At 72.3% G+C, this 14650-nt stretch carries 16 protein-coding genes; 10 read left to right on the top strand and 6 right to left on the bottom strand.

The genetic code is table 11. The features are described 5' to 3' along the window. Nucleotides 1–111: 111 nt before the first annotated feature. Complete coding sequence (locus tag ABZX22_RS13390) at nt 112–729, top strand: hemerythrin domain-containing protein (RefSeq protein ID WP_354908156.1); 618 nt, start codon at nt 112–114, stop codon at nt 727–729. 124 nt (nt 730–853) lie between these two features. On the opposite strand, the gene ABZX22_RS13385 is transcribed toward ABZX22_RS13390, so the two are convergent. Then, complete coding sequence (locus ABZX22_RS13385) at nt 854–1447, bottom strand: histidine phosphatase family protein (RefSeq protein ID WP_354908155.1); 594 nt, start codon at nt 1445–1447, stop codon at nt 854–856. Nucleotides 1448–1688: 241 nt separating this feature from the next. Next, nucleotides 1689–2339, bottom strand: coding sequence for a CHAP domain-containing protein (locus ABZX22_RS13380; protein ID WP_354908154.1), 651 nt, complete (start codon nt 2337–2339; stop codon nt 1689–1691). Nucleotides 2340–2863: 524 nt separating this feature from the next. Between ABZX22_RS13380 and ABZX22_RS13375 the strand changes: the two genes are divergently transcribed. The 3 genes from ABZX22_RS13375 to ABZX22_RS13365 are packed head-to-tail and all read left to right on the top strand — an operon-like array spanning nt 2864 to nt 5097. Next, nucleotides 2864–3235, top strand: a complete 372-nt coding sequence (locus ABZX22_RS13375) for a BlaI/MecI/CopY family transcriptional regulator (RefSeq protein ID WP_354908152.1) — start codon at nt 2864–2866, stop codon at nt 3233–3235. Then, nucleotides 3232–4182 (top strand): M56 family metallopeptidase, encoded by a 951-nt coding sequence (locus tag ABZX22_RS13370; protein ID WP_354908150.1) that lies wholly within the window; start codon nt 3232–3234, stop codon nt 4180–4182. Before ABZX22_RS13375 ends, ABZX22_RS13370 begins: the two co-directional genes overlap by 4 nt. Nucleotides 4183–4242: 60 nt before the next feature. Then, a complete protein-coding gene (locus tag ABZX22_RS13365; RefSeq protein ID WP_354908148.1) occupies nt 4243–5097 on the top strand; it encodes a F510_1955 family glycosylhydrolase in 855 nt (284 codons plus the stop codon). 25 nt (nt 5098–5122) lie between these two features. On the opposite strand, the gene ABZX22_RS13360 is transcribed toward ABZX22_RS13365, so the two are convergent. Further along, the gene (locus ABZX22_RS13360) at nt 5123–5782 is read right to left on the bottom strand and encodes a methyltransferase domain-containing protein (RefSeq protein ID WP_354908146.1); all 660 of its coding nucleotides are present in this window, start codon (nt 5780–5782) and stop codon (nt 5123–5125) included. Nucleotides 5783–5897: 115 nt separating this feature from the next. Between ABZX22_RS13360 and ABZX22_RS13355 the strand changes: the two genes are divergently transcribed. The 3 genes from ABZX22_RS13355 to ABZX22_RS13345 all read left to right on the top strand — a co-directional run bounded on the left by ABZX22_RS13355 (nt 5898) and on the right by ABZX22_RS13345 (nt 9918). After that, on the top strand, nt 5898–6452 hold the full coding sequence (locus tag ABZX22_RS13355; protein WP_354908144.1) for a helix-turn-helix domain-containing protein: 555 nt from the start codon (nt 5898–5900) through the stop codon (nt 6450–6452). Nucleotides 6453–6643: 191 nt separating this feature from the next. Continuing rightward, the gene (locus tag ABZX22_RS13350) at nt 6644–7402 is read left to right on the top strand and encodes an ABC transporter ATP-binding protein (RefSeq protein ID WP_354908143.1); all 759 of its coding nucleotides are present in this window, start codon (nt 6644–6646) and stop codon (nt 7400–7402) included. Beyond that, complete coding sequence (locus ABZX22_RS13345; RefSeq protein WP_354908141.1) at nt 7396–9918, top strand: FtsX-like permease family protein; 2523 nt, start codon at nt 7396–7398, stop codon at nt 9916–9918. The genes ABZX22_RS13350 and ABZX22_RS13345 overlap by 7 nt, the downstream gene beginning before the upstream one ends. 92 nt (nt 9919–10010) lie before the next feature. On the opposite strand, the gene ABZX22_RS13340 is transcribed toward ABZX22_RS13345, so the two are convergent. Continuing rightward, nucleotides 10011–10481, bottom strand: a complete 471-nt coding sequence (locus ABZX22_RS13340) for a DUF3237 domain-containing protein (protein WP_354908139.1) — start codon at nt 10479–10481, stop codon at nt 10011–10013. Further along, entirely contained in the window at nt 10463–11683 is a 1221-nt protein-coding gene (locus ABZX22_RS13335) for a flavin-dependent oxidoreductase (protein ID WP_354908137.1), read from the bottom strand. Before ABZX22_RS13335 ends, ABZX22_RS13340 begins: the two co-directional genes overlap by 19 nt. Nucleotides 11684–11765: 82 nt before the next feature. Between ABZX22_RS13335 and ABZX22_RS13330 the strand changes: the two genes are divergently transcribed. Together ABZX22_RS13330 and ABZX22_RS13325 are read left to right on the top strand one after the other, a co-directional pair. Further along, nucleotides 11766–12263 carry a MarR family transcriptional regulator gene (locus ABZX22_RS13330; protein ID WP_354908136.1) on the top strand — a complete coding sequence of 166 codons (498 nt, stop codon included), beginning with the start codon at nt 11766–11768 and terminating at the stop codon, nt 12261–12263. Between the two features lie 137 nt (nt 12264–12400). Continuing rightward, on the top strand, nt 12401–12841 hold the full coding sequence (locus ABZX22_RS13325) for a DUF4383 domain-containing protein (protein ID WP_354908135.1): 441 nt from the start codon (nt 12401–12403) through the stop codon (nt 12839–12841). A 25-nt stretch (nt 12842–12866) separates the two neighbouring features. Here ABZX22_RS13325 and ABZX22_RS13320 read toward each other — a convergent pair whose 3' ends face one another. Beyond that, on the bottom strand, nt 12867–14066 hold the full coding sequence (locus ABZX22_RS13320) for a M20/M25/M40 family metallo-hydrolase (RefSeq protein ID WP_354908134.1): 1200 nt from the start codon (nt 14064–14066) through the stop codon (nt 12867–12869). 85 nt (nt 14067–14151) lie between these two features. On the opposite strand from ABZX22_RS13320, the gene ABZX22_RS13315 reads away from it, so the two are divergent. Next, nucleotides 14152–14610, top strand: a complete 459-nt coding sequence (locus ABZX22_RS13315; protein WP_354908132.1) for an Lrp/AsnC family transcriptional regulator — start codon at nt 14152–14154, stop codon at nt 14608–14610. The last annotated feature ends 40 nt before the right edge of the window (nt 14611–14650 follow it).

Raw genomic sequence — 14650 nt, 5'->3', positions numbered from 1 at the left:
ACGAACGGCGGGGCCCGCGTCCAGGTAACACCAACAGCTGTTCCGTTGTCCTCCAACTTGGCGTACGGCCCTCGCGTTCGGGTACCGGGGAGCGCCAGGAAGGGAGTAGCCATGACATCGGACGCCATCAGCATGATCACCGCGGACCACCGCGACGTGGAGCGGCTTTTCGACCGGCTCAAGAAGGACACCGAGGACCGCCCCGCGCTGCTGGCCGAACTGGCCGCCAAGTTCGTCGCCCACTCCAGGGGCGAGGAGGAACTGATCTACCCGGAGATCGCCAAGACCGTTCCCAGCGAGAAGGACCAGGTACGCGAAGGCGCGGAGGAACACCACGAGGCCGAGCGGATGCTGCTCAGCCTCCTGGACGTCGACCCGGACACGCCGAAGTTCGACACGCTGCTGGACCAGCTCGTCCAGGCGGTCAACCACCACGTCCAGGAGGAGGAGAGCGAGATCCTGCCGGCGCTCAGGAAGGCGGTTCCCCGCCGGCGGCTGGAGGAGCTCGGCCGGGCCTTCAGCGAGCGCAAGGCACAGGAGATCCAGCACGGTCTACCCGTGGGGAACGGCAGGAAGTCGGGCAAGCGGACGCGGGCCGGCGGCGGAGGATCCACGGGGATGAGCAAGGAGGAGCTGTACCACCGGGCCCAGGAGGCCAAGATTCCGGGCCGCTCGTCCATGACCAAGGAAGAGCTCACCAAAGCGCTGCAGAAGAGCGGGAAGGCCTGACGGGCCGGGAAAACCGTCCGGCAGGGGTCGCTCGTGACCCCTGCCGTCCAGCGGGGGTCGCTCCTGACAGTGACACATGCGCGACCTGGCCACGCGCGCCCTGGTCCGGCGCCGCGGGTGACGATCAGTCCCCGCCGGCGGGTCTCGTTCGGCTCGATGGTGACGGGCGCCCGCGCCAGTCGGAGGGGAGGATGAACTCCCACCCGGGTTGCCAGCGAGGCGCCGCCTCGACGAGCGCCGTCAGGTCGGCGCCGCCCAGCAGGCACTCCAGCGCCCAGCGGTTGGCGGAGTGCGCGATCACGAGGACCCGGCCCCCGTCCCGGCGGGCGAGCAGGTCGTCCAGGAAGTCGGCTGTCGCGGCGAGCACGTCGCGGTAGCTCTGCCCGCCAGGAAAGGGCACGTCGACGTGCCGCACCCGCAAGGGGGCGACGAGCGCCATGGGACTGCCGTTGAGCTCCCCGTAGTCGCACTCCCGCAGACGGGGGTCCTGGTTGATCGGCATCGTGGTTCCGGCGAAGGCGATGCGCGCGGTGTTCACCGCCCGATCCAGGTCGGAGGTGAACACCGCGGCGATGCCGTCGTCTCGGCGCCGGTCGCCGAGTTCGCGTGCCTGCCTGCGGCCGGTGGGCGACAGCAGCCCGGGGAGCCGGCCGGTGGCGATCCCCGCCTCGTTGTCGGTCGTGGTCGCGTGGGTCTCGTAGACGATCTGCAAGCTCATGGCCCCATGCTGCCCCGCTTGCCAAGGCACGGCCTGACAACCTACTATGACAATTAGTTGAGAAGGCGGACCGATCGGGTGCGACAGGCGCGGAAGCCCCGATTCGAGCATGCCCGGCATCTTCCCCGTGGATGCTGGGCATCCCCCTGTTCCCGCTCGGCGCGGACCGCCGGCGGCCGCCGGCGAGCCACCGGCCCGCGGTGTCCGATCCAACGAGACGGGCTCGTAGATCCGCCGGCTCTCAGGCCTGGTAGACGGGGTAGCCGTAGCCGACGACCTGCGAGGCGGCCCTGATTCGCTGCTCCACCCTGCCGTTGCCGGTGTTGCCTTCGATCGTGGTGATGGTGCCGTCCCCGTTGTCCTTCTTGACCAGGCCCATGTGGTCGATGCCGCTGACGCTCTTGCTGCCGCTCCACGAGAAGTACACGACGGCGCCCGGCTTGGCGGCGGTTCCCCACCGCCGATTGTCCTTGAACCACTGGGCCCAGGTGACGGTGTAGGCGTCCCAGCCGACCGTGGGTCTGGCGCCGGCCTTCTCGCCGACCCAGGCCACGAACATGGCGCACCACGGCGCGTTGGTGTAGGCGCGCAGGCTGCCCCCGTCGCGCTGCAGCGTCTCGCTCGCCCGCCGGGACGACATGTACCAGCGGTGGAAGGGGGTGCCGCCGCCGGAGGCGTTCTCCTTCACGCCGAGCTGCGACTCGGCCACCTTCAGCACCGCCGCGGCCGTCGCCGGGGTCCGCTTCTCGGCCGCCGGCGCCGGGACGGCGACGGGACGGGAGACCTGGGGGCGAACGTCGTTCGTGTGGTCGGCGAGGGCGGGACCGGCGCCCGCGATCGCGCTTGCCGCGACTGTCAGGCCCAGACCGATGCGGGACAGGGTCGCGGGCATACGGAAGGGAAAGAGGGCAGGCCTCGACATACTGGGGTTTGACTCCTTGTTTCCTGCCGCCCACCGGGACAGGTTCGGGCATGGAAGTGCCCTACGGCGCTGTGTCGGTGCACGCGCCACCCTGGAGAGATGTGGGTTCCCGGCTCCGCGAGAGTGCGGACTCGGCGGCCGCGCCACGTCGGGCCTGAGGCTCCGACCGGTGGTCACGAATTCATCGGTATGCAGGCGGCAACCTGCCGCCTGGCGTCGCCTCAACGTAAGCGAACCGTATAGAGCGATGCAAGGCCGGACCGCGAACGTCTCACGGGACCGCCTGCGCGACAGGGGTTCGCGAGGAAATTCTTTACCTTGGCGAAGGCCGTCCCGACTGGCCGGGCAACGGCCTTTCCGGCTGTTTCCAGGACCCGCTACGGCGCGAGCGCGCCGTCGCCGCCGGGGACCCGACTCACCGCCCACCCTGCCCCGGGCCACCCCGCGACAACCGGGCATAATCGGAGGAAACCCGCAGGTGGGAGGGGGTACGCATGATGCGCGGCCTGGGCGACCTGGAGTCCACGATCATGGAGCGCATGTGGTCCTACCGCAAGCCCGCGTCGGTCAGACAGGTGCTGGAGGACCTGCGCCAGGAGCGGGAGATCGCCTACACGACGGTCATGACCGTGATGGACAAACTCCATACCAAAGGGCTCCTCTCGCGGGAGCCCGTCGGCAAGGCCTACATCTACGCCGCGACCTCCACCAAGGAGGCCTACACCGCCGACCGCATGCGTGAGTCGCTGGCGCGGAGCGGCAACCAGGCGGCCACGCTGGTGTACTTCCTGCAGCGGCTGACGCCTGAGGAGGCCGACGCCTTCGAGGCGGCGCTGCAGATCTTCCAGCCGAGGGACCGGCAATGACAACGGCCGTCCTGGCGGTGTACGCGATCATCGCCGCCATCCTGCTGCCGCGGGTGGTGGGGCGCGCGCGCTGGGCCGACCGCGCCCCCAGTCTGGCGATCGCCCTGTGGCTGGCCGCCACCACGTCCGTGGTCGTCTCCGTCCTGCTGGCCGCGTTCGCGCTGGCGGTCCCCGCCTCCATGGTGGGCCAGGGTTTCGCCGCGGTCTTCGACCTCTGCGTCGCCCTGTTCGGGCAGCAGCCGGGCCTGACGTCGACGACCACCGGCATCGCGCTCCTCGTCGCGGGCGCCCTCGCCGTACGGATCACCTGCTGCGCCACCGCCGTCCAGGTCCGCGTACGGACCGAGCGGCAGCACCACGCGGCGATGCTGCGCCTGCTCGGCGAGCGCGACCGCTGGCTCGGCGCCATCGTGCTGGACTACGACGAGCGGCTCGCCTACTGCCTTCCCGGCAGGCCGGGCGAGGCCGTCATCACCACGGCCGCCCTGCGGGCGCTCACGCCGGGGCAGGCCGAGGCCGTGCTGGCACACGAGCGGGCGCACCTGCACGGGCGTCATCACCTGCTGCTCGCGGGGGCGGAGGCGCTGGCCAGGTCCTTCCCGCGCATTCCCTTGTTCGAGCGCACCAGGAGCGAGGTGGCCAGGCTGCTGGAACTGCTCGCCGACGACGTGGCCGCCCGCCGCCATCCGCGCATTCTCATCGCCACCGCGCTGGTGCAGCTGGCCACCGGGCGCGCGCCCGACTTCGCGCTGGGCGCGGGAGGCGACACCGCGGTGACGCGCGTGCGCCGCATGCTGACCCACCAGGCGCCGCTCACGCCCAGGGAACGGCTGGGCGGCCTGCTCGCGGTGGCGCTGCTGCTCACCGGGCCCGCGGCGGTCGCTCTCGCTCCCGGGTTCGGCGACTTCCTCACGCATCACTGCCACGAAATCCTTCTCGGCTGCTAGACCTACGATGATGCGTAGTAGGCTGCGGCCGTACGTCTGGGACATCAGCGAGGTCGTCATATGCATGGAACGCGTTTCCGGATCCGCGCCGCGGCGGTCGCCGCGGCGCTGGTCGCGGCCACCGCCGCCTGCGGCACCGGCAGCCAGGCTCCGGGCCGGGACCCGGGTGTCGGCCACATCCACGGCCTGGGCGTCGATCCGGCCGACGGCGCCGTCTACGTCGCCGGCCACTACGGGCTGTTCCGCGTCAAGGACGGCCGGAGTGTCGAGCGGGTCGCCGGCCGCGTCCAGGACCACATGGGGTTCACGGTCGTGGGACCGAAGACGTTCCTGGCCAGCGGCCACCCGGGTGAGGAGGCGGCCGCCGCCTCGCCGCACCTCGGTCTCATCCGCACCACCGACGGCGGCCGGACCTGGGTGACGGTCTCGGAGGAGGGCACCGCGGACTTCCACGCGCTGGAGCAGTCCGGCGACACCCTGTACGGCTTCGACTCCCAGTCCGGGCAGCTGCGCCGCAGCGCCGACGGCGGCCAGAGCTGGACGCCCGGAGCCGAGGAACCCCTGATCGACCTCGCCGTGGACCGCGGCAAGGTCTACGCGACCACGCCCGAGGGGCTGAAGGTCAGCGAGAACGACGGCGCGGCCTTCGCGAAGGTGGCGAACGCGCCGCTGCTCAGCCACATCGCCGCCCCCGCCGAGAACACCCTCGTCGGGCCGGGCGCCGACGGCCGCGTCCACACCAGCCGTGACGGCGGCAGGACATGGACGGCCGGCGGCGCGCTGCCGGGCGCCGTCAGCGCGTTCACGGCCGTCGACGCGCGGCGGCTGCTGGCCGCCACCGAGGACAACACCGTCCTGGAGTCGAAGGACGGCGGCCTGACCTTCTCCCCGATCTTCCGGCCCCCGACCGGCTGACCAGGAGGAGCCCCGGGGACAGGCCCTACACGGACCTCGCCGGCCGGTGGGCGCGCACGTAGTACAGCAGGGACGGCAGCGCGCCCTCCGACTCCACGTCGAAGCCCGCGTCGGGAACGAGCCTGCCGAGCAGGTCGCGGGGATCGTGGCGCATGGCGGGCCCGGACAGCATGCCCACGACCCGCCTGGCGAGGTGGTTGGCGGGCGGCCGGAACTCGGCGATGACCAGCCGTCCTCCCGGCCTCAGCACGCGGAACATCTGGCGCAGCGCCGCGGGGCGGTCCTCGGCCGGGATGTGGTGGACGGCCAGGCTGGAGACCACCGTGTCGAAGGAGCCGTCGGGGAACGGCAGGTCCTGGGCGGCTCCCACCACGTAGGCGCAGTTGCCCGGCGCGCGGCCGCGCGCGTAGTCGATCATCTCGGGCGCCAGGTCGACGCCGGTGACCTGTCCGGTGGGGGTGACGACCGGGGAGATGACCCGGCTCAGGTAGCCGGTGCCGCAGCCGACGTCGAGGACCCGGTCGCCCGCCCTCGGCCTGGCGAGGGCCGCGACGCGGGTGAACGCGGCCCTGCGGCCCCCGGCGAAACCGATCGTCGCGAACAGCTCGTAGGCGCGCGGATGGTCGATGGTGCCGCCCGCGTCGGCGTGCTCGGCGTGGTTGTGCAGCAACTTCCCCAGCCCCATGGCTTACCCCCTTGATACTGAACACTCTGTTCGTTAACAAATCATGCGTTCACTATGGTGAGAGGGTCAACGATCAGATCGGGCGAGGTGTGCGGTCCTGAACAGGAACGGGAAAGTGTCCGGAGACCGGCGCGTACGGCGCACGCGGCGGGCCGTCCAGGACGCGCTCGTGGCGCTCATCCTGGAGAAGGGCTACAGCGCCGTGACGGTCACCGACATCATCAACCGTGCCGACATCGGCAGGTCGACCTTCTACTCGCATTTCGCCGACAAGCAGGACGTGCTGTTCAGCAACATCGAGGAGCTCGGCTTCCTGCATCCTGACCACGCCGTCCGCGACGGGGAGCTGTTCGCGTTCAGCCTGCCGATGTTCGAGCACGTGCGGGAACAGCGCTCACTGGTGCGGGCGCTGCTGGGACGGCGCGGCGGCGGCCTGGCGGAGGCGCACGGGGAGCGCCTGCTGGCCGCCGTCGTCAGGGACGAGCTCGTCGCCAGGGCCGGCGGGCCGGCGCCCTCCCTCGACCTGATGGTGATCTGCGTCGTCGGCGCGTTCCTGGGGCTGGTTCGGGCGTGGGTGGACGGCGAGATCTCCGCCACGCCCGCCGAGCTGGACGCCGCCTTCCGCGCGGCGACCGTTCCAGGCGTCCGGGCGGCGCTCGACCGGCTCTGACCTCGGCGAAGCCCCGCCGGCGACCACCCCGCGGCCGACCGGCGGGACGCGGCGCGCGGGAGCCCGCGCCTCGCCCCTGGTAGGGCCAGCACTACCTCCGAGACGGTAGACCACCAGCTAGTGTCCGAAATGACCGGATCACTACATTAAGTGGCGGTCAAAGAGGCACACAGATCAGAACGGGGGCCGGAGTGACGACGCACGCGGTGCGCCTGAACACGGTGACGAAGACGTACGGGCACGGGACACAGGCGGTGCACGCGCTGCGCGGGGTCACGGTCGACCTGCCGCGCGGCGGGTTCACCGCCGTGATGGGGCCCTCGGGCTCGGGCAAGAGCACCTTCCTGCACTGCGCGGCGGGCCTCGACACGCCCACGTCGGGAACGGTCCACCTCGGCGAGGTGGAGCTGTCGGGGATGAACGAGACCCAGCTGACCGAGCTGCGCAGGCAGAAGGCGGGCTTCGTCTTCCAGGCCTTCAACCTGATCCCGGCGCTCAGCGTGACGGAGAACATCACCCTGCCGCTCCGGCTGGCGGGCGCCAGGCCGGACCGCGCCTGGCTGGCCGAGGTGATCGCGCGGGTGGGTCTCGGGGACCGTACGGGACACCGGCCGTCGCAGCTGTCCGGTGGCCAGCAGCAGCGGGTCGCGCTCGCACGGGCGCTGGTGACCAGGCCCGAGGTGGTCTTCGCCGACGAGCCGACCGGCGCGCTCGACACCCGCACCGCCGCCGAGGTGCTCGGCCTGCTGCGCCAGGTCGTGGACGCGACGGGCCAGACCGTGGTGATGGTGACCCACGACCCGGTGGCCGCGGCCTACGCCGACCGGGTGCTGTTCCTGGCCGGGGGCACGCTGGTGGACGAGGTGTGGTCCGCCTCCGCGGACGCGATCGGGCGGCGCCTGGCCGGCCTCGGCGGGTACGGCAGGCCGGCGGAGGCCGCGCGATGCTGAGACTCGCCTTCGCCACGCTGCGCGGCCGGATGTCCTCGCTCGCCGGTTCGTTCCTCGCGCTGCTGTTCGCCACGGCCGTGATCACCTCGTGCGGGCTGCTCATGGAGACCGGCCTGCGCGCGAACACGCCCCCTGAACGGTACGCCGCGGCCCCGGTCGTGGTGGCCGGCGACCAGTGGGTCTCCGTCGGCATCAAGGCCGGCGGGGACACGTCGGCCGAGATGAGCGAGCCGCTGCCGGAGCCCGTGGCGGTCCCGGCCGCGCTGGCCGGGAAGATCCGTAAGGTGGAGGGCGTGACGCGGGTCGTACCCGAGCTCACCTTCCCGGTGGGGCTGGTGGGCCGGGACGGCCGGCTGGTTGGGGGCGCCGGAGGGCGCACCCTCGGGCACGCCTGGGAGTCCGCGGTGCTCGCGCCGTACACCCTGCGCGCGGGCCGGGCGCCAGCCGCGCCCGGCGAGATCGTCCTGGACGCCGCGCTGGCCGGGCGGGCACGGCTGGAGGTCGGCGGGACCGCACGCGTCCTGGGCAGGGACGGCGTCAGGGAGTACACGGTGGCCGGGATCGCCGGTCCGGGGCTGCCCCGCCAGTCGTCGGTGTTCTTCACCGCCGAGCGGGCCGCCGAGCTGTTCGGCCGCCCCGGCCGGGTGTCGGCCTTCGGCGTGACCGGGCAGGGCGACCCCGAGCAGCTGAAGGAGCGGATCGACGCCGCGCTGGACGGCGCCGGCGTGGTCGCCCACGCGGGCGCCGAACGGGGGCTCGCCGACGACATCCAGGCCCTGACGGGCAGGGAGATGCTCGTCGGACTCAGCGGCAGCCTCGCCGGGATCGCCGTCATGGTGGCGGTCTTCGTGGTGTCCGGGACGTTCGCGCTGACCGCACGGCAGCGCCAGCGGGAGATCGCCTTGCTGCGGGCGATCGGCGCGACGCCCCGGCAGGTCCGCATGATGCTCGGCCGCGAGGCCCTGCTGGTCGGGACGGTGGCGGCGGCGCTCGGCCTCCCGCTGGGGGTCGCCGTGGGCGACTGGATGTTCGGCCGGTTCGTCTCGCTGGGGCTGCTGCCGGACACGTTCACGCTCGCCGTCGGCCCGCTGCCGATGCTGGCCGCCGTCGTGGCCGGGCTGGCCACCGCGTGGCTGGCGGCCCGCGCCGCCGTCCGGCGGGCGACGCGGATCCGCCCCACCGAGGCGCTGGGCGAGGCCGCGATGGAACACCGCGCGCTGGGCCGCGGCCGGATGATCAGCGGTCTTGCCTTCCTCGCCCTGGGGTCGGGCGTCACCGGTCTGGCGATGTCCATGACCGGCGAGACGGCGGCCGCGAGCGCGGGCGGGATCGTGCTGTTCCTCGTCACCGCCGCCGCGCTGCTGGGGCCGTGGCTCGTCCGGCTGGCCGCCGGGCTCGTCGGCGGCGCGCTCGGCCGGGCCTCCCGGGTGGGCGGCTACCTGGCCGTGGCGAACACCCGGGTCGGGGCCAAGCGGCTGGCGTCCGTCGTGAGCCCGCTCATCCTGCTGATGGCGTTCGCCGCGACCATCCTCTTCACCCAGTCGACGCTCGGCCACGCCGCCACCCGGCAGGCCTCGGAGGGCAACCGCGCGGACTACGTGCTGGAGGCGGCGGGACCGGGGCTGCCCGCGCAGGCGGCGCGCGCGGCGCGGGCGCTGCCGGGGGTGAAGGGCGTGACGGAGGTGATCGAGACGCAGGTGATCGCCCACCACGAGCAGCTGGGTGACCCCATGCTGACCTCGTACGGCGCCATCGGGCTGACCGTGCCGGCGCACGGGATCGACCTGGGCGTGCGAGCCGGCTCGCTGGACCGGCTGGACGACGGCGGGGTCGCGCTGAGCACGCTCAGCGCCGGCACCCTGGACGCGTCGGTCGGCGAGAAGGTACGGCTGCGCCTCGGGGACGGCACGCCGGTCACGCGGACGGTGGTGGCCGTCTACGAGCGGGGCCTGGGCTTCGGCGACGTGGCCCTGCCGTACAGCGTGGTGCGTGACCACTCGGCGTCGGGCATGACCGGCCGGCTGTACGTCGTGGGCGGCGAGAAGGACCGGCTCACCGGACTGGCACCCGGCCTGACGGTCCTCGACAGGGCGGAGGTCGCCACCGCGCGGGACGCGGCGCAGGAGCTGAGCGACATGGCCAACCTCCTGGTCCTCGGAATGATCATCGTGTTCATCGCGATCTCGGTGGTCAACACGCTGGTGATGGCCACCGGATCGCGGGTGCGGGAGTTCGCGCTGCTTCGCCTGGTCGGCGGCACCCGGCGGCAGGTGCTCAGCATGGTCCGCTGGGAGGCGCTGCTGGTCGGCGGCATCGCGGTGACGGTCGGTACGGCGGTCGCCGCCCCGACGCTGATGGCGCTCAGCTACGGCGTGACGGGCTCGCCATGGCCGTACGTGCCGCCGCTGGCCTACGCGGCGATGGCGGCGGCGACGCTGGGGCTGGCCTTCGCGGCGAGCCTCGTGCCCGCCCGGACGGTGCTGCTCGGCAGGCCGGCGGAGCAGATCCGCGGCTGACCGCCGTCCTGCGGGGCCCACCGGTAGTGGAAGCAGGCCGCGACGCGCTGCCGCGCGTCGCGGCCTGCTGACGGTGTCAACGGCGCCTCCTGTCAGCGCAGCGTGTAGGCGTCGTAGTGGACGGCCGTGGCCGCCCGCAGCCCGGACGCGACGGCGAGGGTGTGGTTGAGCCAGAGGTATCCGGGCGCGGCCGTCTCGAACCTGACCGCGAGCCGGAAGTAGTAGTCGGCCGGGTCGACGGGCTCTCCGCGGCCGAGCGCGGCGATCACCTCGGGCGGGCCGTGCCGTACCCCTGAGGTGTGGATGCAGATCAGCGCGCCGTCGTGGGTACGCAGGGTGTAGCGGGCGTCGATGGTGGCGCTGCCGTCGCCGTGCACCACCTGCCAGTCCGCTCCGCCGGGCAGGACGGTTCCGGCCATCCTGGGTCCGTCGAACGATCCGCCCAGCACGTCGATCACCCGCCGGTGCCCCCACGGCGTCTCGCCCAGGTCCTTGACCGCCGCCAGCTCGACCCGGAACCGGGCCAGCGGCTCCAGGCCCGGCCTTACCGGTTCGTCGAACATGTGTAGGAGGCGCGCTGGTTGAGGAGTTCGGGGTCGAAACCGGCCTTGCGCTTGTAGCCGGCGGCGATCGCGGCGAGCTCGGCCCGCGGGATGACCTGCTCGATGTCGGCGAAGCCGCCGGGGGCCCGCTCGTGGGCGAGCTTCATGACGACCTCAGGGCCCATCTCGCGGTTGGCCAGGCAGAGCGCGGTGGTCGGCGGGCGCCGGTCCCGCTCGTAGGCGGCCAGAGCCTGGTCGACGTCGCCGGTCCCGGCCAGGTGGAAGGCCAGCACCCGGGCGTCGAGGATGGCCTGGGAGGCTCCGTTCGACCCGATCGGGTACATGGCGTGGGCGGCGTCGCCGAGGAGGGTGACCCTGCCGTGGGTCCAGCGCGGCAGCGGGTCGCGGTCGACCATCGGATACTCGTAGATCGCCTCGGCGCCGGCGATCAGCCCGGGGACGTCCAGCCAGTCGAAGCGCCACTCGGTGAAGTGCGACAGGACCTCTTCCGCCGGTACCCGCCTGTTCCAGTCGCCCCGGTCGGTCGCCTGTCCTGCGACGGGCCGCTCGGCGATCCAGTTGATCAGCTGCGGGTCGCCGTCCTTGATGGGGTAGGCGACGAACTTCCGCTCCCCGTCGCCCGCCATGATCATCGATCGGCCGGTGAGGAACGGCGGGGCGTGGGTGGTGCCGCGCCACAGCACGAGCCCGTTCCACGGCGGCGGACCCTCGTCCGGATACAGCCGCGCCCGCACGGTCGAGCGGATGCCGTCGGCCCCGACGAGCAGGTCGAACCCCAGCGTCGAGCCGTCGGCGAACCGCGCCTCCGCCTCGCCGAAACCGGTCAGCTCGCGCCCGGTGAACACCGGCACGCCGCTCGCCTCGACCTCGCGCAGCAGCAGCATCTGCAGCTCGCCGCGATGGATCGAGTACTGCGGCCACCGGTATCCGGCGGCCAGCCCGCGCGGCTCGCTCCAGATCAGGGAGCCGAAGCGGTTGTGGTAGGCGAGCTCGGCGGTGGCTCTGGCCCGCTGCTCGAGCTGCGGCGCGAGCCCCAGCTCGGTCAGCTCCCGTACGGCATGCGGAAGCAGGTTGATCCCGACGCCCAGGGGACGGAGCTCGGCCACGGACTCGGCCACGGTGATCTCGGTGAACCCGGCGGCGCGCAGGCTCAGCGCTGCCGCGAGGCCACCGATGCCCCCGCCGATGATGAGGATGCGCATCAGCTACTCCCGGAAATTGATTTGGCCAAAACTATTTTGGGCATAATCATCGGTGCGGGCAAGAGGGTGGGAGGATCGCCGGATGGAACGGCTGGACGTCTGGTACGAACGTCACGCGCGCGAACTCGTCGCCAAGTTGCCCGTCGAGGTCGACACCTCGACCTTCGGGCTCGCCTACAACCTGCTGCACCTGTCGTACGTGCTCGTGGCCGACCTCGAATCGCGCATCCACCGGCCCCAGGGGTGGACGCTGCCCGGCTTCCGGCTCATGTTCAAGCTCTGGCTGCTGGGGCCGTCGAGGGTGAGCGATCTGGCCGACTTCTCCGCCATGACGCGCTCGGCGGTCTCCAACGCCGTCAACACCCTCGAGGCGGCGGGGCTGGTCGAGCGGCAGGCCGTACCGGATGACCGCCGGGCGGTGCTGGTGGCGCTCACGGAGGCGGGACGGCAGGCGGTGAGCGGCGCCTTCGAGGAACAGAACCGGCGCGAGCGCGAATGGTTCGCCCCCCTGTCGGCGGAGCAGCGGGAGCAACTCGCCGACCTCATCCGCACGATCATCGCCAGCCGCCCCGACGCCTGACCGGCACCCGACGGCGCACCGACGCGGCCACCAGGCATCCATGCGCGGCACCGCTCCGAATGCCTGCGTGAAGGGCGCCGGCGGAGGACCTCGACGGCCCCGCCGGCCCGGCGAACACGCGAACGGAGACGGCTCACATGACCACCTCACACACCAGGACGGCACGCACACCCGTGCAACTGGCAGCGCTCATCGTCGGCGTGGCGTTCCTGCTGGTCGGCGCGCTCGGCTTCGTGCCGGGCATCACCGCGGGCTACGGCGGCCTGGCCGTCGCCGGCCACCACTCCGAGGCCATGCTCCTGGGCCTGTTCCAGGTGTCCGTCCTGCACAACGTCGTCCACCTGCTGTTCGGGGTCGCCGGCATCGTGCTGGCCCGCACGTGGACCGGCGCCCGCGCGTACCTGATCGGCGGCGGCGCGGTCTACCTGCTGCTGTGGATCTACGGCATGGCCGTCGACCAGACAAGCCCGGCCAACTTCGTGCCACTCAACACCGCCGACAACTGGCTGCACCTGCTCCTGGGCGTCGGCATGGTCGCCGCGGGCTACCTGCTGGGCCGCGCCAGGGCCTCCCGGTAGTTCCAGCAGGTCGGCCCCGGGGCCGTCATGCCAGCATGGCGCTCGCGTAGCGGGCGTACACGGCGGCGCAGCGGCGCATGGCGGCCTCCTCGACGTACTCGTCCGGACCGTGGGAGACGTCCAGGCGGCCCGGGCCGTAGCCGAAGGCGGGGATGCCGAGCTGGGCGTACCAGCGGGTCTCCAGGATGCCCGCGCAGAGCTCGAACCGGGCCGGGGCACCCTCGACGTCGCCGACGACGCGGGCCAGCGTGGCGGCCGCGGGATGGTCCTGGCCGGTGCCGGCGGAGGGCTGCAGCTGGGTCGTACGGACCGACACGGTGGCGCCGACCTCTTCCGCGGCGCCCTCGATGAGGGCGGTCAGCCGCCTGAGCTCGGCCTCCAGGTCCTCTTCGGGGTTGTAGCGGCCGTCGACGGTGAAGTAGGCCGCGCCGGGGACGACGTTGAAGTTCGCGCCGCTGCCGGACGCGCCGCCGACGACGAGCATGCTGCCGGGAGCGTCGGCGGGGTTCAGCGGAAAGCCGGTGTGCCGTTCGGCCAGCTCGGCGGCGTAGCGCTCGACGGGGCGGGCGATGTGCAGCATGTGCTGGAAGGCGTTCACGCCGCGATGGGCCTGTCCGACGTGGGCCTCGCGGCCCTGGATGTCGACGCGGACGGAGACGGCGCCGCGGGCGGCGTTCCAGATGCCGCCGCCGCTGGGCTCGGCGGTGAGCATGGCCAGCGCGGCCGGGTCGATCAGCCCCGCCGCGCGCAGGTGGCCGGCTCCGGCGACGCTGCCGGTCTCCTCGTCGCACACCAGGTGCAGCACGATCCGGCCGGCGCCGAGCAGGCCGAGAGCCTTGGCGGCCGCGGCGCCGTAGAGCATGCTGACGATGCCGCCCTTCATGTCGGCCGTGCCGCGTCCGATGATCCTGCCGTCGCGGCGTACGGGCGTGAACTGCGCCCGGTCCTGGGCCGGCACCACGTCGAAGTGGCCGTGGAAGTAGACGAGCCCGTCACCGTCACCGGCGGTGCCGCGCACGACGCACGGGTCCGCCGACCCGCCGGCCGGGTCGGCGACCGGGATGATCTCCGGCGCCAGGCCGAGGCGGTCCATCTCCTCGCGCAGGACCTCCGCGCAGCGGCCCAGGGCGCGTCCGGGCGGGTTCTCGGAGTCGACGGCCACCAGGCGGCCGAGCAGGCGGGCCATGTCCTCGGCTCGGCGCTCCAGCCAGACCTCGATCGTCATGGTCGCCACCTTTCCCTCGGTCACGGGAAATTCTAGGTGGATATCTGCCTCATATGGTTGTCGATTATGACGATATGATCATCAGGTGAGCAATGAAGTGACCCTTGATGCGATCGATCGAGAAATATTGTTTCAGCTCCAGCAGGACGGCCGGTTGACCAACGTCGAGCTCGCCCGGCGCGTGGGGCTCACGCCGCCCCCCTGCCTGCGCCGCGTCAAACGCCTGGAGGAGGCGGGCGTCATCAGCGGCTACCGGGCGACCGTCAACCACGAGCTCCTCGGTGGCGGCCTCGAGGTCATCGTCTCCATCGAGGTCGGCGTGAGCGACCTCAAGACCCTGGAGGAGCTGGAGAGGACCATCGCCGCCTACGACGAGGTCGTCGAGTTCCGCCGGCTGTTCGCCACACCGGACTATCACCTGCGCGTCCTGGTCGCCGACTACGCGGCCTACGAGGCGTTCCAGACCGGAAAGATCATCGGCATTCCCGGCGTGGCCAGGGTGATCTCCCAGCCGACCATGAAGAAGATCAAGGTGCTCGACTGACCAGGCCCGCCGACCAGGCAGCACCCGGGCCTACGATCAT

Source organism: Nonomuraea sp. NPDC003804 (assembly GCF_040610675.1).
Taxonomy (GTDB): Bacteria; Actinomycetota; Actinomycetes; order Streptosporangiales; family Streptosporangiaceae; genus Nonomuraea.
Note: the sequence above shows the minus strand (reverse complement) of the source record. Positions and strands in the feature narration are given on the sequence as shown.

What these genes read in the sequence shown, in the direction of transcription:
- ABZX22_RS13320 (WP_354908134.1), bottom strand. Translation starts at nt 14,066, where the DNA reads ATGACGATCGAGGTCTGGCTGGAGCGCCGAGCCGAGGACATGGCCCGC.
- ABZX22_RS13375 (WP_354908152.1), top strand. Translation starts at nt 2,864, where the DNA reads ATGATGCGCGGCCTGGGCGACCTGGAGTCCACGATCATGGAGCGCATG.
- ABZX22_RS13335 (WP_354908137.1), bottom strand. Translation starts at nt 11,683, where the DNA reads ATGCGCATCCTCATCATCGGCGGGGGCATCGGTGGCCTCGCGGCAGCG.
- ABZX22_RS13370 (WP_354908150.1), top strand. Translation starts at nt 3,232, where the DNA reads ATGACAACGGCCGTCCTGGCGGTGTACGCGATCATCGCCGCCATCCTG.
- ABZX22_RS13330 (WP_354908136.1), top strand. Translation starts at nt 11,766, where the DNA reads ATGGAACGGCTGGACGTCTGGTACGAACGTCACGCGCGCGAACTCGTC.
- ABZX22_RS13345 (WP_354908141.1), top strand. Translation starts at nt 7,396, where the DNA reads ATGCTGAGACTCGCCTTCGCCACGCTGCGCGGCCGGATGTCCTCGCTC.
- ABZX22_RS13385 (WP_354908155.1), bottom strand. Translation starts at nt 1,447, where the DNA reads ATGAGCTTGCAGATCGTCTACGAGACCCACGCGACCACGACCGACAAC.
- ABZX22_RS13390 (WP_354908156.1), top strand. Translation starts at nt 112, where the DNA reads ATGACATCGGACGCCATCAGCATGATCACCGCGGACCACCGCGACGTG.
- ABZX22_RS13325 (WP_354908135.1), top strand. Translation starts at nt 12,401, where the DNA reads ATGACCACCTCACACACCAGGACGGCACGCACACCCGTGCAACTGGCA.
- ABZX22_RS13365 (WP_354908148.1), top strand. Translation starts at nt 4,243, where the DNA reads ATGCATGGAACGCGTTTCCGGATCCGCGCCGCGGCGGTCGCCGCGGCG.
- ABZX22_RS13340 (WP_354908139.1), bottom strand. Translation starts at nt 10,481, where the DNA reads ATGTTCGACGAACCGGTAAGGCCGGGCCTGGAGCCGCTGGCCCGGTTC.
- ABZX22_RS13380 (WP_354908154.1), bottom strand. Translation starts at nt 2,339, where the DNA reads ATGCCCGCGACCCTGTCCCGCATCGGTCTGGGCCTGACAGTCGCGGCA.
- ABZX22_RS13360 (WP_354908146.1), bottom strand. Translation starts at nt 5,782, where the DNA reads ATGGGGCTGGGGAAGTTGCTGCACAACCACGCCGAGCACGCCGACGCG.